Consider the following 21,673-nt stretch of genomic DNA (forward strand, 5'->3'; position numbering starts at 1 on the left):
GTCAGATCCGGCCCAGGGTGGTGGTGACCTCGCGGTACGGCCGCAGGGTCACCGGGCCGAGGAGTCCGGACGGCAGGGGCTTGTTGCGCTCGTTCGACAGGGTGTTGGACACCCGCACGGTGAGGGTGTTCCGGCCCGCGCGCAGCAGCTGCGTCACGTCGGTGGTGTACGGGGCCCACGGCAGCGGGGGCAGTTCGGTGCCGTTGACGGTGACCGAGGCGACCTCCCTGACCTGGCCGAGGTCGAGGCGGAAGCCCCGGCCGTCGAGGGTCCCGGCGTCGAGGACGAGTTCGGTGGTGTAGGTGCCGCTGCCGGAGAACAGCGGTTCCACGGTCGTCCAGCTGCCGAGCGGGCCGGTGACCGGCGTGGCTCCGGCGCGCTGCAGGGTGAGCGTCCAGTCGCCGTCCACGGGGAGCGGGGCGAGCGGGTCGGTGACGCGTACCGTGCCCCGGTAGGTGCGGCCGCCGTCGCTGCCGGTGAGGACGTGGTCGCCGGGCGCGTCGAGGACGGCGGTGACGCGCAGGGTCTGGCCGGCGGCCTTGACGGAGGTGATGGACGCGGCGGGCAGGGTGCTGTCGGTGAGGTGCGGGGCTTCCTTCGCGCCGGCGCGCACGACGACGGCGAGGGTCTCGTACGGGGCGAGCCGCAGCGGCAGGCGGATGCCGCCGTGCTTCTGCTCCCGGTGGACGGGCGCGGGACGCACGGTGCCGGTGACGGGGTCCCAGAGTTCGGGGGCGCCGGTGGCGGGGAGCACGGCGACGGTGTCGACCTGCGCGGCGCTCTCGTTGTTGAGGAGGAAGGCGACGTCCTTGCCGCGGGTGGTGCGCAGCACGCGTACGGCCGGTGCCTGCGGTTCGAGGACGGCCGCGGCGACTCCCGCCTCCCGTGCGGCGTCCCCGAGGGCGGCGGTGTCCGCGACGCGGACGGCGGTTCCCGCGCCGACGCGCCGGCCGGCGGGGACGGTGTCGCCGAAGAGGCCGTTCAGCGCGCGCTCCAGGGTGCGGTCGCGCCCGCCGGCGTCCTCCTGGGGCAGGGCGCCGACGGCGACGACGGTGCCGCCCTGCCGGACGAAGGCTTCGAGGCGGGTGACGGCGGCGGCGTCGAGGGTCGGGGTGACGGGGAGGACAGCCAGGTCGTAGCCGGCCTCGCCGACGACGAGTCGTCCCTGGTGGACGCGGGCGTGGGCGAGCAGCTCCGGGTCGCCGGAGAGGGCGCCCTCGTGGACGAGGTCGAAGTCGACCTGGGCGCTCTCCAGTGCGTACGCGGCGTCGGTGAAGGCGCCGTCGACTTCGCCCTGGCGGGTGGTGCCGCGCCACTGCTCGGCGGCGCGTTGCGGCTGGATCAGGGCGGTGCGGGCGCCGGAGGTGCCGCGGGCGACCTCCATGACGCGGCCGATCCAGTCGGCGATCGGCTCCATCGCCCACCACCAGGGTGCGCGCGGCCCGAACGGCGGCGGGAAGAAGACGCGTTGCTCGTCGGTCCACAGGGCGTGCAGCACGGTGAGGTTGACGCCGCGGGCGGCGTTCGCGCCGACCAGGGCCCGCACGAAGTCGGGCGCGACCTGCCAGCCCATGTTGCCGAAGCACTCCAGCAGGGCCCGGTCGCGGCCCATCTGGTGGGCGACGCTGACCGGGTTGCGGGGGATCATGGTGGGCTGTCCCGCCACGTACTCGGCGGTGATGATGTCGCCGCCGGGCACCTGCGCCCACTGGTGGACCTTGTGCAGGTCGCCGGTGGAGACGATCCGCTTGGAGGGCGAGGTCTCGTCGTACAGCGGGTTGGTGATGAGTGCGACGCCGCGCTCGGCGTACCACTGGGACTGCTTGCGGAAGTAGCCGGCGAAGCGGTCCGAGACGGCCTGCCAGTAGCGGCCCCGGGTGATGCGGCCGGTACGGCCGAGGTCGTCGAAGGCCGTCGCGTAGGCGGTGCCGGGCTCGGTGCCGGTCTTCCGCAGGGCCGCGGCCAGGGTGGGCGACCACGGGAGGCGCTTGAAGTGCGCCTCGGCGGAGGCGAAGAACGGCTCGTCGTCCCAGAAGCCGGGGATGACGTTGCCGAAGTAGCGGGAGAACCTGCGGTGGTACTCGCCGGGCACGATGTCGAGGAACAGCTCCACCGGCTCGTCGTCGAGGAGGTCGACGTAGCTGCGGCTGTAGCCCTGGGAGTCGTCGACCAGCGGGGTGCCGCCGAACACGTCGATCAGCCAGTCGCCCTCGGGGACGCGCCAGGTGCGGCCTTCGCCGAGTTCCCCGGTGAGTTCGACGACCTGGTCGCTGGAGGTGGCGCCGACCGGGCGGGCGGCGGCCGCGGCGGGGGTCGCGGCGCCGGCGGGCGGGATCCTGGCGGGGAAGTCGCCCGCGGCGGCAGGGTCGCCGAAGGCGGTCCGGGTGTAGAGGGCGGTGCCGTCGGCAGCGGTCACGACCAGGCTCGCCCACAGGGCGCGCTGCGTCCCGGTGGCACGGACGCCGACGCCGCCGGCGGGGTGGGTGGCGTCGGTGACGGTGCCCTTGGCCTTGCCGTCGAGGGTCACGGTCAGGGTGGAGCCGCTGACGGTCACGGCGAGGGTGTGGAACTTGGTCTTGTTGAACCCGTCGGTGCGGGTGGAGCGGGCGAGCTCGACGGGTTCCCGGTCCTTCGCGAGGAGGGAGACGGTGACCACGCCGGTCTGGTCGAACTCGACGGCGTAGCCCGCGGTGCCGTCGGCGGCGGCGCGTACGACGAGCCCGGCGGACACCTGGTCGGCCCGGGCGCTGCCGGTGACGGTGTGGTCGCGCCACTCCTCTCCCCCGCGCAGCACGGCCGCGCCGCCCAGGACCGCGGCGTCGGCGACCAGCGAGGTGGTGTCCACGCCGACGCCGGTGGTGGCGCGCAGGTCGACGGTGGCGGGTCCGGAGACGACGGTGCTGGACCGCCACAGGGCCTTCAGCCGCAGGTCGGGGCGGGGCTTGTAGGTGCGCGAGCCGACCTGGCCGCCCTTGACGATGTACTCGCCGGATCGGCCGCTGGGGAAGTGGTCGTCGTTGAAGATCCACACCCGCATGCCGGTCTTCTCGGCGGTCCGCAGGACGTGGCCGACGATCGCGAACCATTCCTCGGTGAAGAAGACCGGCTGCATCTCCGCGTTGTCGAACGGGAAGAGGACGACCTCGTACATCCCCTTGTCCCGCAGGTCCGCCATCTGGGCGTCGACGAGTTCCGGGGTGACGGGGCCGTTCCAGTACCAGTAGACCGTCGGGCGGCTGTCCTTGGCGGGGTCGGCGAAGCGGGCGGGCGACCAGGTCGTCCCCGTCGCGCCGTGGTGCTGCTGCGCGGCGTACGCCGGGAGGGGCAGGCCGGACGCCAGCGCGGCTCCGGTCATCCCTGCGGCGGCCACGAAACGGCGTCTGGACAGGGGGAGTTCAGGCATGGCGGTACTCCGTGAGGTGAGGGCGGGTGCAGGCGGGTGGGCGGGCCGTGGCGCTCGCGCCGGTCGTGTCAGGGGGTCGCGAGGGCGGCGACGTCGGCGGGCGCCAGGGCGCGGTTGTGCAGTCGGAAGCCGGCGACCGCACCGGTGAGGTAGGGGTGCGTGGGGTTCTGCGAGCGGCCGAGGTAGTTGTGGGTGGTCGTGCCGAGCAGCAGCGGGCTCGCGGCCATCGCCGCGTTGCGGCCGGCTTCGGCGCCGTCGACGTAGAGGATGCCGACGCCGGCGCCGAGGGTGAGCGCGACGTGGGTCCAGCGGCCGGTGGGCAGCGGTGCGGCGGCGTCGATGACGTCCTCGGCCTCCATGCCGGCGATCTTCAGGGCGGCCCGGGCGCGTCCCGCGCCGGTGCGCGGGGTGAGGAACAGATAGGTGTCCTTGTGGTAGCCGAGGTCGAAGACGCGCGCGGAGTTGACCAGGACGTCCACCCGTACCCACATGCTGACGGTCAGTTCGGACAGCCCGGCGGGCAGGGCGGGGGCCAGCGCGACGTGGCCACCGGCGCCGTCGAGGGCGACGGCGCTCCGGCCGCCCGGCCCGTGCGCGGTCCAGGAGGCGCCCGCGGTGAGCGTCGCGGGGGCGAAGGTCCGGGTGGCGTCGGCGGCGCTGGTGCCGGTGCCCTCGTCGAGGGGGTAGCGGGCGACGTCGCGCTCGCGGCCGGCGCGGGGGGCGACCGCCCAGTAGACCGTGTAGTTCTCGTGGTGGACCTGGTGGAACGGCTTCAGGGTGACGGCGCCGCCGGCCGCCTCGGCGGTGAACGCGCCGTCGCCGCCGCGCGCGGGCCGCAGGGACTCCGGCCGGATCTCGGGGATCGTGGTCAGTTCCGTCGGGCCGTACGCGCCGGCCAGCACGAGCGGACCGTACGACACCGAGCGCACCTGCGGGTTGTCGGGCGCGGGGCGCCACACGGGTTCGCGGGGCAGGGTGAGTTCGACGGTGTCCCCGGCCCGCCAGCGCCGGTCGAGGGTGAGGTAGGTGCCGGGCTCGACGTGGCCGGAGTAGGGGTGTCCGGCCACGTGTACCCGGGCCTGCCCCCGGCCGTCCGCCAGCCAGCCCGGTATCCGGACCTTGAGCGCGAAGCGGCCGCCGCCCTCGGCGACGGTGATCCGCACGGTGTCCTCGGAGACCGCGTGCTGACGGATCGTCACCCCGCCCTTCGCCCCGTGGGGCCGCCAGTCCGCCTCGGAGGGGATGAAGAGGTTGACGTGGAGCGCGTCGCGGGACTGGAAGTAGATGCTGTCCGCGAACTTGGTGTGGGTCTCCAGACCGGTGCCGTGGTCGCAGGAGAAGTTGTCGTAGTCGCCGCTGTAGCTGCCGGGCGCCGCGCCGAGCCCGCCCTTGGGCTGCCGGTGGGAACCGGCCCACAGCCCGGTGTAGTACGTGACGAAGCCGTGCTCGGAGTCGGGGTCCTGCTCGCCCAGCATCTGGTTGTACAAGGTCCACTCGTAGTGGTCCATGTAGGCGGTGCGGGACGGCTCGTGCAGGAACAGCTGCCGGCCGAGCTTGAGCATGTTGTAGCTGTTGCAGTTCTCGCAGGTGTTCTCCGACAGACGGCTGACGATCTCGTCCGGGGGCCCGAAGAACTCAAGGTTGGAGTTGCCGCCGATGGCGTACGTGTGGTGCTCCACGACGGTGCGCCAGAAGGTGCGCGCGATGTCGAGGTAGCGGCGCTCCCCGGTGGCCTCGTAGCCGAACGGCGCGCCGACGACCTTGGCGATCTCGGTGTTCGCGTGACGGCCGGCGAGTTCGTCGCGTCCGGCGGCGAGCGGCGCGTAGAGCTCCTCGTGGTCGAAGCGGCGGGCGGTGCGCAGGTGCGCCGGGTCGCCGCTGACGAGGTGGAGGCGGGTCAGGACGTCGTTCATCCCGCCGAACTCGACCTTGAGCACGGACTGCATGCGCTCGTACGGCAGCGGCGCGGTCCGCGCGTCCGCCCAGGCGGCCATCCCCAGCAGCACGGTCATGCCCTGCCGGTTGCCGCTGAGGGTGTACTGGTCGAGCAGCCCGGCCATGATCTTGTGCAGGGTGTAGTACGGCGCCCAGGGCTTGCCGCCCGCCTCCAGGCTGTCGAAGACCGACTCGGGGAAGGCCGACAGGTAGCCGTCGTGGAACCCGGCGGCGGGCGCGGCCGCCTGGCACTCGGCGAGCGCGGCGACCAGGACGCGGGCCTTGTCGGCGTACGTCTCGTCCTTGGTGTTGGCGTGGGCCTGGGCGAGCGCGGACAGCAGGTGCCCGGTGGTGTGGCCACGCAGCTGGACGTCCGGGGCCTCCCAGCCGCCGCAGGGCTCGGCGGACGAGGGCAGCCCGACGTTGCGGCGGAAGGTGTGCAGGAGCCGGTCGACGTCGACGAAGCGCAGGTAGGCGCAGGTGCGCCGCATGTTGTCGAGGAACGGGCTGTCCAGCAGGCGCACGGCGGACAGCGGCAGCGGGTCGAGCTTCGGACGCGCCGCGGGCACCGGCCCGCTCCGGACGCCGCCCGTCGGCTCGGGGGCGCTCGGCGCGGCGGCGGCCGGGGTCGCCTGGACGGCCTGCGTGGCAGCCGCAAGGGTCGCGGCCGCGGCGACGCCGGCGGTCAGCACGTTGCGGCGGGACGGCTGGGACGGGGGTGGTGCGGACATTCTCGGAACTCCTTCCGGGCGCGGAGGAGTACCACCGGTCGGCGGTTGTCCGGCGGCATGCGGCCGTGGAACGCGGTTGCCGGGCAGCCCGATGCCCGGCCACTGGCCTGAGAGCGAATGAATCGTTTTTAGAGCCAGCGGCAACCTAGGATGACTCCGCGGAGACCGTCAAGAGCGGCAGCCCAAACCATGGCCTGTGCGGGCCGCACCGCCGACAGACCGTCACAAATGCCTGCACAAAGGACGATAGTGCGATGACGAGCCGTCCCCCGGGAGTGGGAAGGCGGCTTCCGGCGCCTGGCGCCTTGTCGCGGTGGCCGCCGCCGCGTATCTTCCTGCCCGTCACATACTGAATCGTTCAAGTAGTGGAGGGTGCGGTGGCCATCCCGGCCGCTCACCGGCGACGGAAAGCGCCGGGGGATACTCCAGGCCGGCGAAAGGAAACAGTCACCCATGACCACTGGCAGGATCTCCGCGGCCGCCGTCGGCACCTGGCTCCTCGGCGACATGAAGGTGAACCGGATCGGCTTCGGCGCGATGCGGCTGACCGGCAGCGCCGCCTTCCACCTCGGCACGCCCAGCGACCGGGACCGCGCGATCGGCGTGCTGCGCCGCGCCGTCGAACTCGGCGTCGACCACATCGACACCGCCGCCTTCTACTTCTCACGGCTGCGTTCGGCCAACGAGCTCATCAACTCGGCCCTGGCGCCGTACCCGGAGGACCTGGTCATCGCCACCAAGGTGGGGCCCGCACGGGACGCCTCCGGCGAGTGGGCCACCGCCGCCCGCCCCGACCAGCTGCGCGGCCAGGTCGAGGAGAACCTGCGGCAGCTCGGCCGCGACCACCTCGACCTGGTCAACCTCCGCTTCATGGGCGGCACTTCCGTCGCCGAGCACTTCGGCGCCCTGGCCGAGCTGCGCGAGGCCGGGCTCGTCCGCCACCTGGGACTCTCCAACGTCCGCCCCGAGCACCTGGCCGAGGCACGGGCCATCGCCCCCGTGGTGTGCGTCCAGAACCGCTACGGTGTCGACGCGCGCGAGAGCGACGACCTGCTGCGGGAGTGCGGTGCCCAGGGCATCGCCTTCGTACCCTTCTTCTCCATCGCCGGCGGGGGCCGCGAGCAGGGGCCCGGCGCCGGCGGCGCCGAGAGCGACGCGGTGCTCGCCGTCGCGGCCGCCCATGGTGTCTCGCCCGCGCAGGTGCGGCTTGCGTGGACGCTCGCACAGGGCGACCATGTGCTCGCCATCCCGGGAACCGGCGATCCGGAGCACCTGGCCGACAACCTGGCGGCGGGCGCGCTGCGGCTGACGGACGAGGAGACGGCGCTCATCGACGCGGTGGGCCGCCCCGCCCGCTGAACCGGCACGGCCTTGGGCGTGGCGACGGCGACCGTCAGTCGTGCGGGACGACCGCCACGGGCGCCTTGGCGTGGTGCAGCACCGCATGGGTCACCGGGCCGACGTGCAGGCCGGCGGCCGCGTGCCGGACACGGCGGCCGACGACGACCAGTGAGGCGTCGGCCGCCGCCTCGACCAGATGGTGCGCCGCCCCGCCGACCAGGGAGTGCTCGACGACCTCGACGGCGGGGTACTTGGCCCGCCACGGCGCCAGCGCCTGGGTGAGCGCCTTCGCCTGGGCGTCGGTCAGCTCGTGCTCCAGGTCCAGGGCGATCGCCGCGGGGTTGTAGCCGTAGGAACCCGGCAGGTTCCAGCCGTGGACGACGCGCAGGCCCGTCCCGCGCAGCACGGCGGCCTCGAAGGCGAAGGCCAGCAGATCGTCGTGGGGACGGGCCAGGTCGATGCCGAGCACCACGTCACGGAAGGGCGTGTACTCCGAGACCAGGCCGTCGAGGTCAGGGCGGTGCTCGTCCTCGCCCGTCTCACCGGCCCGTACGAGGACGACCGGGCGGACCGCCTGCGCGACGGTCGCGGAGGCCACGGAGCCGACGAGGAAACCGGCGAGCGCGCCGAGGCCCCGGGAGCCGAGCACCAGCAGCTCCGACTCCTCGGCGGCGGCCGCGAGTGCCGCCGCGGGCTGCCCGCTCACGACCCCGGCGGAGATCTCCAGGTCCGGGTGACGCCCGGCGAGTTCGTCCGCGGCGTCGCGCGGCACGGACTCGGCCCACTGCCGCTGGGCGTCGGGGTCCACCGCGGCCACCGCCCCGGCCAGCGGGGCGTAGGCGGAGGTGTACGGCTGCCAGTCGTGGACGTGCACGAGCCTGAGGGGCAGTCCGCGGCGCAGTGCCTCGCGGGCGGCCCAGTCCGCGGCGGCCCGGCTCTCGGGCGATCCGTCGAGACCGGCGGTGACCGTACGGGACATGACGTGCCTCCTGGCGAACGGGACGAAGGGCGGGGGCTGTTCGCCCCCAGCTTCCCGCCGGCGACGGGCCTCCGGCAGGGGCCCGCCGGGCCCGTACGGGGGCCGACCGGCCCATGGGCGACGGCATGCGCCGCCCGGGACAGTGGGAGCAGGCCACCGCTGTGATCAAGCGTACGGGGCGTGCACCGGCGCGGTGGCGGGGGGTGGCGGCCGCACCTGTGCCGCCGGTCCGGCCCGGACGCCGTCCCGGCGGCACCGCCGCGCCGGCCGCGGGACCCTGGAGGGGACGCATCCGCGACGTACGGAAGGACGTGACCGGTCATGACGCAGCAGGACGCGGCCGCCGCCGGGGACATCGGGCGCCGGATCGCGAGCCGCCGCGAGGAACTGGGCCTGTCCCTGGAGGAGACGGCGAAACGCGCCGGCATCGCCCCGGGCTATCTGCGGTACGTGGAGCAGGAGCCGACCGCGGCGCCGGGCAGCTCCACCCTGCACGGGCTGGCCACGGCGCTGGGGACGAGCGTGTCCGCGCTGAGCGGCGGCGAGGCGGAGCTGCCGCCCGGCCGGGGACGCGCGGCGGGCCGGGCGTCCCTGGTGGAACTCGGCCCCGGGGAGTGCTGGGCGTTGCTGTCCACGCACGGGGTCGGCAGGATCGGGCTGGACACGCCCGACGGGCTGGCGATCCTGCCGGTCAACTACACGGTCAGCGAGGGCGTGATCGCCTTCCGCACCCATCCCGGGGCCACGCCCGCCGCGGCCGCGGACACCAGGTGCGCCTTCGAGGTCGACCAGGTCGACGAGGCCCTCAGCCAGGGCTGGAGCGTGCTCGTCCGCGGTGTCGCCTCCACCGTCACCGACCCGGGGGCCGTGCGCCGGCTGGCGGAGCGCGAGTACGCCGGCCCCTGGGCGGGCGGCGACCGCGACCTGTGGATCCGCGTCGTCCCGGCAAGCGTGACCGGACGCCGCATCCTGGTCGGCTGAGGACGTTCCTCACCGCCGACCGCCCGCGCACCCCGGCCACCGCCCGCGGAACGCACGTGCAGCGCTACGCGGCCGGGCGCAGGGCAGCGCGCCCGGTGCGGGCGGCCAGGCCGTCCCGGCAAAGGCACCCCGGGCGCCACAACATGGAGCGCGCGCACCGCCCTCACCGTCCGGTGGCGGAACCGCGCACCACGGCGACCGGGCAGTGCGCGTGGTGCAGGACCGCCTGGCTGACGGAGCCGAGCACCAGCCCGGAGAAGCCGCCGCGTCCGCGTGCGCCGACGACGAGCAGCTGCGCGGTCCGGCTCTCCTCGATGAGGGTCTCGCGGGTCGCGCCTCGCACCGTTTTCGTGCGGACCGCGACCCCGGGGTAGCGCTCCCGCCGTCCCGTGATCGTCTCGGCCACCAGGCGTTCCTCGGTGCGGGCGAGTTCCCCCGGCTCGCTCGCGTAGGGCATCGCCGGGTCCTGAGGCGGCGGTACGGGCGTGTGCCACGGGGTCCACGCGTGCAGGGCGAGGAGTTCGGCGCCGCGCAACGCGGCCTCGGCGAAGGCGAAGTCGACGGCGTCCGCGCCGGCCGGGGAACCGTCGACGCCCAGCAGGACCGGACCGCCGGCGGCCGGCTGCTCCCGGACCACCAGGACCGGGCACTGGCCGTGCGCGGCGAGGTGCACCGCCGTCGAGCCCAGCATCAGGCCGACGAAGCCGCCCATGCCGCGGGACCCCACGACGACCAGTTCCGCGGCGCGCGACTGGGCCTCCAGCACGGTGAGGGGTTCCCCGGTCACCACGGCATGGGTGACGTCCACGTCCGGTGCCGCGCGCCCGGCGCGTTCCACGGCCTCCGCCACCACGCGCTGCGCGGCGTTCCGCAGGCCGCCCTCGGACGGGCCCAGGGCCGGGGGGCCCAGCGGCACGTGCAGGGCCGGCCACAGGAAGGCGTGCACCACCCGCAGTCCGGCGCCGCGCCATGCGGCCTCCCGGGCCGCCGTCTCCACCGCGGCAAGGCTCGAGGCCGAGCCGTCCGCTCCTACGACCACCAGACCGCTCACCGCGCCTCCTCGTCCACCCTGCCCGTCGCCCGTCCCCGGCTTCCCCCCGGCGCCGGTCAAGGGGGCCGTCGGGGATCAGGCCCTGCGGTGGCCCCATGAGGGGCCGCTTTCCTCCCACTCGCGGCCCCAGGCCGCGGCGCGCCCGCGGTCGATCCGCAGGCGGACGACCCAGCGCCCGGCGAGGACCAGCGCGCAGGCGCCCGCGGCGGCGACCGAGCCGAAGACGACGCCCTGGGCCTCGGCCTGCGCGGGGGTGAGCCGGTTCTGCTGCAGCCGGCCGTCCGCGTCCAGCCAGACGGACGTGGTGGAACCCGCCGGGCTGCCCGGTTCGACGCGGGCCTGACCGGTTCGGGCGGAGCCGTCGGACGCGGTCCACCGGACGGTGGTGAGGACCTTTCCGATGGAGCCGGTGTACGGGTTCTCCACGGCCTTCGCGGCGTCCTCGGTCAGGACGGCCGTCGCCAGGTGGGTGCCCTGGCTCCGCCGCAGTTCGGACTGCTCCACCGCGGCCGCCGTGGCCGCCCCGGCCGCCGGGGCCCCGGCGGCGATCAGCAGGGCCGCCGCCACGCCCGTCCAGGCCTCCAGGACATCGGACCGTCGCCGCAGCGGATTGCGGCGCCAGCGCCAGAACACCGCCCTGCCGCTCATGGCCGTGCTCCCTTCCCTGTCCGACGACCGTCGCACGCGCCGGCACTGCCGCAGCAGGGGCCACACGGATCATTTCCGCCGCAGGACGGGGCCGACCGGCCCCTGCGCGCACACGCGGCCGGGCCGCCGCCGGGTTGTGACGACCGTCACTCGCCGGCGATCGAACTTCCCGCGCCGCCCCGCGTCCTGTCGGTGTCCTCGACACCTCCCGGATACGGAGCACCGATGCCCAGCCCCCTGACCGACCCCCTGTCCCCCGGCACCCACACCTTCGAGGTGGACGGGGTGGCCCAGCGCTACCACGTCCACGGCACCGGACCGGTGTGCATCGCGCACTCCGGCGGGCCGGGCGTGTTCTGGGAGTACCTGCGCATGCCCGAGGTCGAACGGCACCTGACGGTCGTCTACCCGGAGCCGGTCGGCACCGGCGGCTCGGGCCGTCTCCCCTCGCACCCGCACGGCTACACCCGTGAGCGCTACAGCCGGTTCCTGGACGCGCTCGTCGACCACCTGGGAGCCCCTCGCGTGCACCTCCTGGGGCACTCGCACGGCGGCTTCGTCGTCCAGCACCACGCGCTGCACCGGCCCGCGCGTGTCGCCGGGATCGTCCTGTACGACAGCGCGCCGGTCACCGGCCCCGAGCACGGCGCCGAGGCGATGCGCATGGTGGAGGAGTTCGCCGCCCGGCACGCCGGTCACCCCGGTCTGCCGGAGGTCCTGGAAGCCTTCCAGAAGGTGTCCGCCATCTCCGACGACGCGGGTATGACGGCGGTCCTCAAGGGGCTGCTGCCCGCCTACTTCGCGGATTACTGGGGCCGGGAGGAGGAGTTCGCGCCGCTGAGCGCCGCGGTGTCGGGCACGCACATCTCGGGGCTGGGCGAGGACCTCGTCCCCGATGTCGTCGACGACCGCGGGCGGTTGGGGGCCCTCACGGTGCCGGCGCTGGTCGTGGTGGGCCGGTACGACGTGGTCTGCGGGATGCGCTGGGCCGGTGAACTGCACGAACTGATCCCCCAATCGGAGCTGCTGGTCCTGGAGAACAGCGGGCACTTCGGCCACATCGAGGAGCCCGGCCGCTTCGCGGAGGCCGTGGTGGGCTTCGTGACCGCCCGCGAGCGGGCGGTCCCCGCGTGACGGGCTCCGCGTGACAGGCTCCGCGTGACGGGCCCGGAGAAACGGGCGCGACGCGACGGCCGCGCGGCCGTCGCGTCGCAAGGCTGAACGGGCCTCACCCGGACGGTGGGGCCGGGTCGGCGGATGGGGGGACGCCATGGCGTCCCGGCCACCGCCGGCCCCGGCCGTCACCGGGGCCGCGGCCTCAGGTGATGACGTCGTACTCCCCGTAGGAGTGCTGGGGCGTCATCGTGGCGTCGAGCCCGTTGGTGACCCAGGTCCCCAGGACCATCTCCGCGGTGATGCCCGGGCCGAAGCCCGCCAGCAGTCCACGGTGCCCGTCGAGGGCGGAGCCCTCCTCGAACATCCGGTACAGGGCGTCGAGGACGACGGCGCTCGCGATGTTGCCGTACTCGGTCAGCGTGGCCCGGCTGAAGCGGAACGACTCCGGCGGGACCCCGAGGAAGCGGCAGAGGTCGTCCAGGATGCGGGGGCCGCCGGCATGGATGATGTAGTAGTCCAGCTTGGCGGCGTTCCACGCGTGGTCCTCCGCGACCTGGCGCAGCACCGGTGCCAGGGGCTCCATGGTGCCGGGTACGCGCTTGTCGAGCTGGAAGTGGAAGCCCGTCTGGCGCACCGCGTAGGAGATCCACTCCTCGGTGTTCGGGATGAGGTAGGAGGCGTTGCGCTCCAGCCGCATCCCGGTGCCGCCGCTGCCCCGCACGACGGCGGCGGCGATGCCGTCGCCGAACAGCCCGTTGGACAGCAGCGTTCCGACGCTGAGGTCCGTGGGCTGGTAGCACAGCGAGCAGAACTCGCATGCCACGATGAGGGCGTTGGCCTCCGGGTACGCCGTGCAGAAGTCGTGGGCGCGGTTGATGGCCGCGCCTCCCGCCGCACAACCGAGCTGCGCGATCGGCAGCTGGCGGGTGTCGTGGCGGAATCCCATCTTGTTGATGAGCCACGCCGTCAGCGACGGCATCATGAAGCCGGTGCACGAGACGTACACGATGATGTCGATCTCGTCGGGCTCCAACTCGGCCTGGTCCAGAGCTTGTCGTATGACGGCCGGTACCCGCGCCTTCGACTCCGCCTCGTAGATCTGGCTGCGTACGTCGAAACCCGGATGTTTGAGCACCTCTTCGATCGGCTGGATCAGGTGCCGCTTCTGAACGCCCGTGTTCTCAATGAGCCTGAGGGTCAGGCCGAGTTGCGGGTGGTCCTTGTGCAGCCGTCGTGCCAGCTCAAGCGTTTGTTCGCAGGTGATAACGTTGTCGGGAACCGAGATCACCGGCTTGCACAGAACAGCCATGCGTGGCTCCATTTCCTGCCCCTCGGCGGGCTATGGTCCATGTGGCGCGCTGCTCCGGGATTTCCGGAGCAGGCCCGTACCTGTCACGAAAATGCGGTAGGGGGTACGAGCGCATTCATGTGCGCGCCCACAGAAGGCCTGACGTTCACGAGGTCCCGGCAAAAGACGGTTCACAAGGGGGGACCGGCTGCTGTCGAAGTGGATTCACGGCCTGTTCAGATTTGCGTCCACCAGGAAAACGTACGTCACTTGGGCGGATTCCGCATGTCGGAGCGGCCCGCACCCGCCGTCACGAGGGAGAACGGGCCGGAACGGAGGCCGGAGCGGGAGGTCGCAGCGGACAGGTCACCAGGCGACGTGCAGGGCCACCGGGTAGCGCCAGATCGACGTGGCGCTCCAGCGCACCTCGTCGGCGGGCTTGGCCAGCCTCAGGTCCGGGAAGCGGCGCAGCAGCTCCCTGAAGGCCACCTGGAGCTCCATGGTCGCCAGCGGCGCGCCGAGGCAGTGGTGACCGCCCCAGCCGAAGGTCATGTGGGGCGTGCCGGTGCGGTCCAGGTCCAGCTCGTCGGGGCGGTCGAACTTCTCCGGGTCGCGGTTCGCGGTCAGGTACGAGACGTGGACGACGTCGCCGGCCCGGATCAGCACGCCGCCCATCTCCACGTCTTCGACGGCGATCCGCGGGATGCCGACGCCCTTGCGGAACGGGATGTACCGCAGCATCTCCTCGATGGCCTGCGGGATGCGGTCCGGCTGCTCGCGCAGCATGGCCAGCTCGCGCGGGCGGGTGAGCAGGGTGTAGGCGATGTTGCCGATCTCGTTCGACGTGGTGTCCTGGCCCGTGATGAGCAGGACCATGGCCATGACGGCGAGTTCCTTGTCGTTGAGGATCTCGTCCCCGTCACGGGCGGTGGCCAGCACACTGACCAGGTCGTCGCCCGGGCGGGCGCGCCGTTCGGCGGTGAGCTTGGTGAAGTACTCCCGCAGGTAGGCCTTGGAGTGGACGGCGTTGTCCCGGTTGTCGGGGCTGAAGTCCATCATGGTGCGGGCGTGGCCGCGCAGCTCCCAGCTGTCCTCGTCGGGGATGTCGAGCACCTCGCAGATGGCGGCCAGCGGGAGCGGCGCCGCCAGGTGCTCCACGAGGTCGGCCGGGGAGCCGCTCTCCTCCATACCGTCGAGCAGTTCGGCGACGACCCGCTCGATGCTGGGGCGCATGTGCTCGACGTTCCGGGGCGTGAAGCCCTTGGAGACCAGCGAACGCAGCCGGCTGCTGTCCGGCGGGTCCATCACGTTGATGGCCTCGTCCTGGACGATCGGCTCGGGCGTCATGCGGGGGAAGTCCTTGCCGACGACGGCGGCGCGGCTGAAACGCCGGTCGGTCGTCACCGTCCGCACGTCCTCGTACCGCGTGACGAGCCAGGCCTCACCCTCGCCGTGCGGCAGCTTGATGCGGGAGATCTGCTCGTTCTCCATGAACTGCTTCAGCTGCGGGTCGAACTCGAGGGCTTCGGCGAAGTCGAAGGGGCAGTTGTGCGCGGAGGAACCGGATTCCATGCGAATACTCCAGTGCACCTGGGCGTCGGGGGGACATATCACAACCAATCCCCCGCGCGCGCAGGTGACCACTGCAGGCAGCCCATCCGGGCGACCCGTGCCCATGAGGGTGCCGCGCCCTCGGGGACACAGGGCGCGGCACGTGCTCGGGCTCACCGGCCGTCAGTAGTAGTGGCGGCGCCCCGCGACGGCGTGTCCCATGGCACCCAGGACCCAGAGCACGAGGCCGATGACCACGAGGATGGCTCCCAGGGTCCACAGGATGGAGATTCCGGCGAGGAATCCGATGATGAGCAGGATGATACCGAGGATGATCATTTTGTACTCCCTTGCGCGGCCCTGGTCGCCGTTGCCCTGTGCCGGGCCGGTGGCACCGGGGGTACGAGCCCCGGGGCGGTGACCGCGCGGTGCGCGGTCACGCCGGGCCTCGCTCAGCCGGGACCGGCCGTCGGCGTCGCCTGCCGTCCACGTCTCCGACGTGAACCTGCCGGCATCGCATTCACCCCCATTCGTACACGGATCGGCTACCCAGGTCTTCGCGTTTCATGACCGCCGGATTCGGCCGGCGTGGTGTCCGCCGGGACCATCGCCCTCATGGTGAGAGCGCTCTCAGCAGCGCGAACACGGTCTGCAGGACGCCCTGACCGCACCACCAACCGCCCTCAACACCCGCTCCTCGGCTGTCATTTCCCGCCCGAAGCGCGAGCCGGGCCGCCCGCGGCCGACGCCACTGACTCCAAGGAGTGAAGGCAGGAAACCGCGCGCGACTTCTTTTGTTCCATGTATTGACCGCGGTTCGCCCTGGCGGGAAGGTGTTCCCGCCATATGAGAGCGCTCTCAGCCGCTCTCCACCCGGAACCGCACCCTTCCCCGGCACCGATCCCGAGGAGGCATCACCCGTGACCGCGCGTACGACCACCGGCAGGCGCCACGCCGCCAGACCGCTCACCCTGATGGTGGCCGCTGCAGCCACCGTGACCGCGCTCTGCCTGGGCCTGCTCGGCTCGGCCAGGGCCGCCGTCCCGCCGGCACCTTCCGGCTGGACCACCGTCTGGAGCGACGACTTCAGCGGGGCCGCCAACACCCTCCCGTCCGGCGACAACTGGATCATCGACACCGGCACCAGCTACCCCGGCGGCGCAGCCAACTGGGGCACCGGCGAGGTGCAGACCTACACCTCCAACACCGCCAACCTCCGCCAGGACGGCTCGGGCAACCTGCGTATCACCCCGATCCGGGACTCCGCGGGGAACTGGACCTCCGGGCGCGTCGAGACCCGCCGCAGCGACTTCGAACCCCCGTCGGGGGGCAAGCTCCGCATCGAGTCCCGCATCCAGATGCCGAACGTCACCGGCGCGGCCGCGGCGGGCTACTGGCCGGCCTTCTGGACGCTGGGCGCGCCGTACCGGGGCAACTACTGGAACTGGCCGTCCATCGGCGAGTTCGACCTGATGGAGAACGTGAACGGCGTCAACCAGGTCTGGGGCACCCTGCACTGCGGCACCAACCCGGGCGGCCCCTGCAACGAGACGAGCGGCCTCGGCACCACCCGGGCCTGCCCCGGCAGCGCCTGCCAGGGCAACTTCCACACCTTCGCCTTCGAGTGGGACCGCAGCGTCAGCCCCCAGCAGCTGCGCTGGTACGTCGACGGGGTCCAGTTCCACTCGGTGAACGCGAGCCAGATGGACGCGTCCACCTGGAACGCGGCCACGGGCCACGGCCACTTCATCCTGCTGAACGTCGCGATGGGCGGGGCTTTCCCCGACCCGGTGGCGGGGTACAAGACGCCGACGGCCTCCACGGTCTCGGGCGTACCCATGCTGGTCGACTACGTCGCCGTCTACAGCTCCGGTGGCGGCAGCACGCAACCCCCGACCTCTCCCCCGCCGACCGGGGGCACGGGCAGCGCCTACGGCACCCTCCAGGCCGAGTCGTACACGCAGCAGTCCGGCACCACCGTCGAGACGACGACGGACAGCGGCGGCGGCCAGAACCTCGCGTCGCTCGCGAACGGCGACTGGGCGCTCTACCCGGGCGTCGACTTCGGGACGACCACGGCCCGGCAGTTCAAGGCCCGGGTTGCCTCCGGGGCCGCGGGCGGCGTCAGCGGCCTGGTCGAGGTCCGGCTGGACAGCCGGAGCAACGCCCCGATCGGCAGCTTCTCCGTTGCCAACACCGGCGGCTGGCAGAGCTGGACGACGATCCCCGCGAACGTCTCGGGCATCACCGGCAAGCACGACGTGTACCTGACGTTCACCAGCGGCCAGCCGGCCGACTTCGTGAACGTCAACTGGTTCACCTTCAGCACCACCTGACCCCCAACGCCGCCCGCGGTGTCCCCCTCCGGCTCCGGCCCGGCCCGGCCCGGGGACACCGTGGGCGGCAGGGGGTGCCGGTAGTCATGCCGCACCTCAATCCGCGAGCACGACCTCGGATCGCAGAACCGAGTACACGACCATGTCGCGCCATTTTCCGGCACGGAAGCAGGCCCCGCGCTGCACACCCTCGCGCGTGAAACCGGCCGACTCCAGGGCCCGTTGCTCCGCGACGTTGGCGACGTCGGTGCTCGCCTCGACCCGGTTGACCTTGGTGTGCGAGAAGAGGTACTCAGCCAGCTGACGCTGGGCGCACGTGCCGTATCCCTTGCCACGCTCCGCCGCCAGCAGCGCGATGCCGATGTTCCAGCACGGTGAAGCCGGGCCGAGCATGACCTGGTGCCACTGCACCTCACCCACGAAGCAGTCGTCCTTCCCGACGACGGCGAGCCGGCCGCCCTCCTGGGAGAGGAAGCCCTTCTCCGACCACTGCCGCCGAAGGGCCCCCGGGTTGCGGTGACCGAAGAAGGCCGACTCGGCCGCCTCGTCCGGGTCCTCGAAGAGACGTTCCAGCAGGTCCAGGTCGCGCTCGACCATGGGACGCAGACGCACGGGACTCGACATGGCGGCCAGATTAGCGCCGCGAGAGCTTGCAGGCGGCATCGAGCCGGGGAGTTGAACCGCTGCAGGGGAAGGCTCACTGCCCGCCGAGGCGGAGCAGAACAACCATGTACAGGTTCAGGGACACCGTCAGAAGCAGAAAGGCGACCACCGTGTGGCCGACGAGCCCTCGCCGCGGGGAAAGGCCCAGATGCGCCCGGGCCGCACGGCTCACCCGGGGCCCGGGGACACCCCGTGCGGCGTTCGCGTCCGCCTTCTCGATCGCTCGGCGCAGCTTCTTGCGGCTCCTCTCGGTCGTGATTCCCAGGCGCACACCATGGGTGTCCCGCACGATCAGGGTGCGGTATGTCCTGCCGTACGAAAAGTTCGTCAGGAGCCGGACCGTGCTGATCCTGTCGAGGTCGACGGACCTTTCGCCGGTCAGGGTGCGCGCGGTCAGGCGGGACGACGAGTGGCGGAACGGAGCCCGTTCCTCGCAGAGTGCGGGGAGGAGCAAGGAGCCGGCGATCACCGACAGCAGGCCGAGCACGATCGGTGTGCCTTCAGGGACCGCCCCCGACCGGGCCAGTCCGTAGCCGCCGAAGGGCAGCAGAAAGACCGTCACCGCCAGTCCCGACCCCACGCGTGCACGGGTCACGCTGCCGGCCGTGGTTGCTTCCACTGGACCCTCCCCCGATTCCGCCGGAAGGCACCATCATGCAAGGACGGAAGATCCAGCCGCATTGCCGGAGTCCGGCAACCTACGGCGCGGGATCCTCGTGATCACGAAGTGTGGCTGGCGTCGCGGCGCCGGTCCCGGACCTCGGGGAGTTGCCGGAAGCCGGCTGACGTGTAGGTGGCGACGGCGGCGACATTGGAGCTCGGGGTGCAGACGATCGCGCTCGACGAGCCCAGCCCCTGGAGTGCGGCGGCCGCGGCGAGGGTGATCGCCTTGCCGTGGCCGTGGCCGCGGTGTTCCCGGTCCACGCCCATCGGTTCGAGCAGCCCGGGCTTGCCCGGACCGGCCGACCACACCGTCACCGCCGCCACCGCGCGTCGGCGTGCTGGTCGCAGTGCCAGTTCACGAAGGTGGTCATGGTGCCACAACAGTGCTCGGTCATGGGCACGGCATCCCTCCTGCGACCAGTCCCCGGGAAACGGGGGCGTCACCGTCATGGCTAGGGTGGGCGGCTCCACGGCGACCGACCGATCGTCCGCCGAACCGGAGGAGGGGATCCGCGATGAGTGCTGGGTTCAGGGCGGCCTACGACCTCGGGTTGGGGGTGGCCCTGCTGTTGGTGGCGTTCAACGTGGGCGATGCGGCGGGCCGGCTTCACCGCTGTGTGGCGCGTCATCCGAGGGCCGGCGCCGTCCTCGCTCCCGTGGTGCTGAGGGCCGCGGGTGCGGTCTTCGGCGTGATCGGCACGACGGTCGGCGCGGTCCGGCTGGTTCATGCCGCGGCGTAGGTGCTGACCGAGGCGCCTGTCACGCATCCTTCGGGCGCGCGATGAGGAGGGCCACGTCGTCGCGGTCGGCGGGGTGGCGCAGCGCGGCAAGGAGGCGGTCGCAGGTTTGCTCGACCGGTTCGTCGGGGGCGTCCAGGAGGCGGAGGAGGTCGTCGAGGCGCTCGTCGATGGCGCGGTCGCGGGTCTCGACCAGACCGTCGGTGTAGAGGACGAGGCGGTCGCCCGGGACGAGGTCGACGGTGGTGCTCTCGAAGGGTACGCCGCCGACGCCCAGGGGGGTGCCGGTGGGCAGTTCGAGCAGTTCCGGGCGCTTGCCGGCGCGGACGACGACCGGGGGCAGGTGGCCGGCGTTGGCGAGGTGGCAGACTCCGCGACCGGGGTCGTGGACCGCGTAGACGCAGGTCGCGATGTAGGGGTCAAGCCCGTGGGTGATCCGGTCGAGGTGGCCGAGGACCTGGGCGGGGTCGAGGTCGAGGCCCGCGAGGGTGGAGGTCGCGGTGCGCAGGCGTCCCATGGTGGTCGCCGCGGGGACGCCGCTGCCCATGACGTCGCCGATGACGAGGGCGACCCTGCCGTCGTCGAAGGGGATCACGTCGTACCAGTCGCCGCCCACCTCGTTGCTGGCCTGCGCCGCGCAGTAGCGGGCGGCGAGTTCGAGGCGGGGGTGGGCCGACGGGAGTCGCGGGAGGAGGCTGCGCTGCAGGGTCTCGGCGGTGCTGCGCAGTTGCTGGTGGAGGCGGGCGTTGTCGATGGACACGGCGGCGCGGGAGGCCAGTTCGCAGGCGAGGGTCTGGTCGTCCTCGTCGAAGGGCTCCGGGGTGCGGGCACGGGCCAGGCCGAGGACGCCGAGGATCCGGCCGCGGGCGATGAGCGGTACCGCCATGGCCGTGTGGACGCCCGCCCGGGCCAGCAGCGTGGCGGCGTCGGGGTCGCGGGCGATGCGCACCAGGCTCCGCTCGTCGGCGTGGGTGATCAGGCCGGGGCGGCCGGTGTCCAGGCACCGGGCGGCCAGGTGGTCGGGGCCGTAGGAGACGAGGCGGCCGGGCCGGCCGAAGGCACCGGCCGCCTCACTGGCCTCGGTGCACTTGGAGGAGAGGGCGCGGAAGCGGGGACGGTCGTGGCCGGGCCCGCCGCCGTCGTCGCGCAGCGCGGAGTCGAGGACGTCGACGGCGGCGAAGTCGGCGAGTTCGGGGACGACGACGTCGGCGAGTTCCCGGGCGGTGTCCTCCACGTCCAGGGACGTGCCGATGCGTGCGGAGCTGTCGGCGATCACGGCGAGGCGCGCCCGGGCGCGGTCGGCCTCCTGGGCGGAACGGTGCCGGTCGGTGACGTCCACCACGGAGGTGGCGATGCCCAGGACGTGCCCGTTCCCGTCCTCCAGCCGGAAGTACGAAACCGACCAGGCGCGGTCGGTGGCGGGGTCCGCGGGCGTACGGCCGACGACGTACCGGTCGACGATCGGTGTGCCCGTCCGCAGGACCTGCCGGATCGCGTCCTCCGCCATGCGGAACCTGGCCCCGGGGAGCACCTCGCGGAAGGGGCGCCCGATGTGGTCGCCCTCGGCGAGGCCGTGCATCTCGGCGAGGGCGGGGTTGACGGAGAGGTAGCGCAGGTCGGTGTCGAGCACGGCGAGCCCGATCGGGGACTGGGAGACCAGCTGGAGGGAGAGGGCCAGGCCGCGTTCCAGGCGCTGCAGTACGGGCCGGTCGGTGGCGATCCCCAGGGCGTAGACGCGGCCGCGGCTGTCCGTGAGGCGGACGTTGCGGAACTCCGCCAGCCGGGTGCTGCCGTCCTTGTGGCGCACGGGGAACGCTCCCGACCAGCTGCGGCCGGTCTCCAGCACCTCCGCGAACAGCCTCATGGCGTCGCCGCGGTGCTCGGGCCGGACGAGCAGCGGCGCGGCGTACCGGCCGACGGCCTCGCCCGCGGTGTAGCCGAACAGTTGTTCCGCCTGCGGGCTCCACATGTCGATGCGCCCGTCCGACTCGAGCAGCACCGCGGCGACTCCCAGGAGGTCCATGAGTCCGCTGGGGCCGAGTGCCCTGGCCTCGAGCTGATCGGCCCCGAGCGGTGTCCGCGCTTCGCTCATCGCAGGCTCCCTCTTCGCCCGCCCCCTCGCCGACCCCTTCCGCTTTCCGTCCGTCCGCCTACCCCGGCTCCGGCGAGTGAGTCCTGCCCGTGGATGCCTACGGCGGCCCCCGGACGCCCAGGTTTCCCGGGCCCGCTCCCGGGGAGGCGGCCATATCC

General features: G+C 72.9%; 16 protein-coding genes and 1 pseudogene. 5 read left to right on the forward strand and 12 right to left on the reverse strand.

Features of this window, described 5'->3' with window-relative positions:
• Position 1 precedes the first annotated feature (1 nt).
• Together AC1VWI_RS02250 and AC1VWI_RS02255 are read right to left on the reverse strand one after the other, a co-directional pair.
• Positions 2–3,403 carry a glycosylhydrolase-like jelly roll fold domain-containing protein gene (locus AC1VWI_RS02250; RefSeq protein WP_499509185.1) on the reverse strand — a complete coding sequence of 1,134 codons (3,402 nt, stop codon included), beginning with the start codon at positions 3,401–3,403 and terminating at the stop codon, positions 2–4.
• A 68-nt stretch (positions 3,404–3,471) separates the two neighbouring features.
• A complete protein-coding gene (locus AC1VWI_RS02255; RefSeq protein ID WP_499509186.1) occupies positions 3,472–6,069 on the reverse strand; it encodes a glycoside hydrolase family 127 protein in 2,598 nt (865 codons plus the stop codon).
• Between the two features lie 453 nt (positions 6,070–6,522).
• Between AC1VWI_RS02255 and AC1VWI_RS02260 the strand changes: the two genes are divergently transcribed.
• On the forward strand, positions 6,523–7,428 hold the full coding sequence (locus AC1VWI_RS02260) for an oxidoreductase (RefSeq protein WP_499509187.1): 906 nt from the start codon (positions 6,523–6,525) through the stop codon (positions 7,426–7,428).
• Between the two features lie 34 nt (positions 7,429–7,462).
• Here AC1VWI_RS02260 and AC1VWI_RS02265 read toward each other — a convergent pair whose 3' ends face one another.
• Entirely contained in the window at positions 7,463–8,389 is a 927-nt protein-coding gene (locus tag AC1VWI_RS02265) for a universal stress protein (protein ID WP_499509188.1), read from the reverse strand.
• A gap of 321 nt (positions 8,390–8,710) precedes the next feature.
• On the opposite strand from AC1VWI_RS02265, the gene AC1VWI_RS02270 reads away from it, so the two are divergent.
• Positions 8,711–9,370, forward strand: coding sequence for a helix-turn-helix domain-containing protein (locus AC1VWI_RS02270; protein ID WP_499509189.1), 660 nt, complete (start codon positions 8,711–8,713; stop codon positions 9,368–9,370).
• A 163-nt stretch (positions 9,371–9,533) separates the two neighbouring features.
• Here AC1VWI_RS02270 and AC1VWI_RS02275 read toward each other — a convergent pair whose 3' ends face one another.
• Together AC1VWI_RS02275 and AC1VWI_RS02280 are read right to left on the reverse strand one after the other, a co-directional pair.
• Positions 9,534–10,421 (reverse strand): universal stress protein, encoded by an 888-nt coding sequence (locus tag AC1VWI_RS02275; protein ID WP_499509190.1) that lies wholly within the window; start codon positions 10,419–10,421, stop codon positions 9,534–9,536.
• Between the two features lie 75 nt (positions 10,422–10,496).
• Complete coding sequence (locus AC1VWI_RS02280) at positions 10,497–11,069, reverse strand: Rv1733c family protein (protein WP_499509191.1); 573 nt, start codon at positions 11,067–11,069, stop codon at positions 10,497–10,499.
• A 225-nt stretch (positions 11,070–11,294) separates the two neighbouring features.
• Between AC1VWI_RS02280 and AC1VWI_RS02285 the strand changes: the two genes are divergently transcribed.
• The gene (locus AC1VWI_RS02285) at positions 11,295–12,203 is read left to right on the forward strand and encodes an alpha/beta fold hydrolase (protein WP_499509192.1); all 909 of its coding nucleotides are present in this window, start codon (positions 11,295–11,297) and stop codon (positions 12,201–12,203) included.
• A gap of 184 nt (positions 12,204–12,387) precedes the next feature.
• Here AC1VWI_RS02285 and AC1VWI_RS02290 read toward each other — a convergent pair whose 3' ends face one another.
• The 3 genes from AC1VWI_RS02290 to AC1VWI_RS02300 all read right to left on the reverse strand — a co-directional run bounded on the left by AC1VWI_RS02290 (position 12,388) and on the right by AC1VWI_RS02300 (position 15,363).
• Entirely contained in the window at positions 12,388–13,494 is a 1,107-nt protein-coding gene (locus AC1VWI_RS02290) for a type III polyketide synthase (RefSeq protein WP_499509193.1), read from the reverse strand.
• Positions 13,495–13,839: 345 nt separating this feature from the next.
• Entirely contained in the window at positions 13,840–15,045 is a 1,206-nt protein-coding gene (locus AC1VWI_RS02295; RefSeq protein WP_499509194.1) for a cytochrome P450, read from the reverse strand.
• A gap of 162 nt (positions 15,046–15,207) precedes the next feature.
• A complete protein-coding gene (locus AC1VWI_RS02300; protein ID WP_499509195.1) occupies positions 15,208–15,363 on the reverse strand; it encodes a DUF6131 family protein in 156 nt (51 codons plus the stop codon).
• A gap of 635 nt (positions 15,364–15,998) precedes the next feature.
• On the opposite strand from AC1VWI_RS02300, the gene AC1VWI_RS02305 reads away from it, so the two are divergent.
• Complete coding sequence (locus AC1VWI_RS02305) at positions 15,999–17,360, forward strand: glycoside hydrolase family 16 protein (protein WP_499516697.1); 1,362 nt, start codon at positions 15,999–16,001, stop codon at positions 17,358–17,360.
• A gap of 96 nt (positions 17,361–17,456) precedes the next feature.
• Here the strand turns inward: AC1VWI_RS02305 and AC1VWI_RS02310 are convergent, their stop codons facing one another.
• The 3 genes and pseudogenes from AC1VWI_RS02310 to AC1VWI_RS02320 all read right to left on the reverse strand — a co-directional run.
• Positions 17,457–17,984, reverse strand: coding sequence for a GNAT family N-acetyltransferase (locus AC1VWI_RS02310; RefSeq protein WP_499509196.1), 528 nt, complete (start codon positions 17,982–17,984; stop codon positions 17,457–17,459).
• A gap of 73 nt (positions 17,985–18,057) precedes the next feature.
• Entirely contained in the window at positions 18,058–18,642 is a 585-nt protein-coding gene (locus AC1VWI_RS02315; RefSeq protein ID WP_499509197.1) for a hypothetical protein, read from the reverse strand.
• Positions 18,643–18,743: 101 nt separating this feature from the next.
• A pseudogene (locus AC1VWI_RS02320) lies at positions 18,744–19,136 on the reverse strand (GNAT family N-acetyltransferase); the annotation flags it as partial.
• Positions 19,137–19,201: 65 nt separating this feature from the next.
• Here AC1VWI_RS02320 and AC1VWI_RS02325 point away from each other — a divergent pair.
• Positions 19,202–19,426, forward strand: a complete 225-nt coding sequence (locus tag AC1VWI_RS02325; protein WP_499509198.1) for a hypothetical protein — start codon at positions 19,202–19,204, stop codon at positions 19,424–19,426.
• A gap of 19 nt (positions 19,427–19,445) precedes the next feature.
• Here AC1VWI_RS02325 and AC1VWI_RS02330 read toward each other — a convergent pair whose 3' ends face one another.
• Entirely contained in the window at positions 19,446–21,515 is a 2,070-nt protein-coding gene (locus AC1VWI_RS02330) for a SpoIIE family protein phosphatase (protein ID WP_499509199.1), read from the reverse strand.
• Positions 21,516–21,673: the final 158 nt, after the last annotated feature.

The organism is Streptomyces sp. TOM-9 (genome assembly GCF_056858595.1).

Bases quoted from the DNA above. Each gene is read 5' to 3' on its own strand.
- AC1VWI_RS02250 (WP_499509185.1), bottom strand. From the start codon at position 3,403: ATGCCTGAACTCCCCCTGTCCAGACGCCGTTTCGTGGCCGCCGCAGGG.
- AC1VWI_RS02255 (WP_499509186.1), bottom strand. From the start codon at position 6,069: ATGTCCGCACCACCCCCGTCCCAGCCGTCCCGCCGCAACGTGCTGACC.
- AC1VWI_RS02260 (WP_499509187.1), top strand. From the start codon at position 6,523: ATGACCACTGGCAGGATCTCCGCGGCCGCCGTCGGCACCTGGCTCCTC.
- AC1VWI_RS02265 (WP_499509188.1), bottom strand. From the start codon at position 8,389: ATGTCCCGTACGGTCACCGCCGGTCTCGACGGATCGCCCGAGAGCCGG.
- AC1VWI_RS02270 (WP_499509189.1), top strand. From the start codon at position 8,711: ATGACGCAGCAGGACGCGGCCGCCGCCGGGGACATCGGGCGCCGGATC.
- AC1VWI_RS02280 (WP_499509191.1), bottom strand. From the start codon at position 11,069: ATGAGCGGCAGGGCGGTGTTCTGGCGCTGGCGCCGCAATCCGCTGCGG.
- AC1VWI_RS02285 (WP_499509192.1), top strand. From the start codon at position 11,295: ATGCCCAGCCCCCTGACCGACCCCCTGTCCCCCGGCACCCACACCTTC.
- AC1VWI_RS02290 (WP_499509193.1), bottom strand. From the start codon at position 13,494: ATGGCTGTTCTGTGCAAGCCGGTGATCTCGGTTCCCGACAACGTTATC.
- AC1VWI_RS02295 (WP_499509194.1), bottom strand. From the start codon at position 15,045: ATGGAATCCGGTTCCTCCGCGCACAACTGCCCCTTCGACTTCGCCGAA.
- AC1VWI_RS02300 (WP_499509195.1), bottom strand. From the start codon at position 15,363: ATGATCATCCTCGGTATCATCCTGCTCATCATCGGATTCCTCGCCGGA.
- AC1VWI_RS02305 (WP_499516697.1), top strand. From the start codon at position 15,999: ATGGTGGCCGCTGCAGCCACCGTGACCGCGCTCTGCCTGGGCCTGCTC.
- AC1VWI_RS02310 (WP_499509196.1), bottom strand. From the start codon at position 17,984: ATGTCGAGTCCCGTGCGTCTGCGTCCCATGGTCGAGCGCGACCTGGAC.
- AC1VWI_RS02325 (WP_499509198.1), top strand. From the start codon at position 19,202: ATGAGTGCTGGGTTCAGGGCGGCCTACGACCTCGGGTTGGGGGTGGCC.
- AC1VWI_RS02330 (WP_499509199.1), bottom strand. From the start codon at position 21,515: ATGAGCGAAGCGCGGACACCGCTCGGGGCCGATCAGCTCGAGGCCAGG.